The sequence below is a fragment of the Halomonas sp. TP35 genome (assembly GCF_052375975.1).
GTDB classification, from domain to species: Bacteria; Pseudomonadota; Gammaproteobacteria; order Pseudomonadales; family Halomonadaceae; genus Vreelandella; species Vreelandella citrativorans.
This window is the reverse complement of the sequence record NZ_JBQSUZ010000041.1, coordinates 1-974: the sequence shown is the minus strand read 5'-3', so window position 1 is coordinate 974 and position 974 is coordinate 1. Positions and strand designations below refer to the sequence as shown.

The window sequence follows — 974 nt, the reverse complement described above, 5'->3', positions numbered from 1 at the left end:
GCCAATGCCATTCGCGCCCTTTCCATGGATGCTGTTCAGAAGGCCAAGTCCGGCCACCCTGGCGCCCCCATGGGCATGGCTGATATCGCCGAGGTGCTGTGGAATGACCACCTCAAGCACAACCCCGAAGACCCAACGTGGGCCGATCGTGACCGGTTCGTGCTGTCCAATGGCCACGGCTCAATGCTGCTCTACTCTCTGCTGCACTTAAGCGGCTATGAGTTAAGCCTGGAACAGCTTCAGAACTTCCGGCAGTTGCACTCGCCCACGGCGGGCCATCCGGAATTTGGCTACGCGCCCGGCATCGAAACCACCACCGGCCCGCTCGGTCAGGGGTTTGCCAACGCGGTCGGCTTTGCGATTGCCGAAAAAACCCTGGCAGCGCAGTTCAACCGCTCGGGCCACACCATTGTCGATCACCACACCTGGTGCTTTTTGGGTGACGGCTGCCTGATGGAAGGTATTTCCCATGAGGCGGCGTCGCTGGCGGGTACTCAGCAGCTGGGCAAGCTGATTGCGCTCTATGACGACAACGGCATTTCGATTGATGGGGAAGTGGAAGGCTGGTTTACCGACGATACCGCCAAACGCTTTGAAGCCTACGGCTGGCACGTGGTGCCCAATGTCGATGGTCACAAGCCGGAAGAGATCCAGGCCGCCATTGCACTTGCCAAACAGAACGATGACAAGCCCAGCCTGATTATCTGTAAAACGATTATCGGTTTCGGTGCGCCTAACAAGCAGGGCAAGGAAGAGTCGCACGGCGCGCCGCTGGGCGAAGACGAAGTTGCCCTGGCGCGCAAGCAGCTGGACTGGCCCCACGCACCGTTCCATATCCCCGAGCCCGTTTACGCTGGCTGGGATGCGCGTGAAGCAGGTAAAACCCGCCAGCAGGCGTGGGAAAAGCGCTTTGCCCGCTATGCCGAGGCGTTCCCGGCCGAGGCGCAGGAGTTCAAGCGCCGCATGAAAGGCCA

General features: G+C 60.5%; 1 pseudogene. It reads left to right on the top strand.

Annotated features, from left to right (window positions below):
• Positions 1-974 (top strand): annotated as a pseudogene (locus ACT3RU_RS17955) (transketolase); the annotation flags it as partial.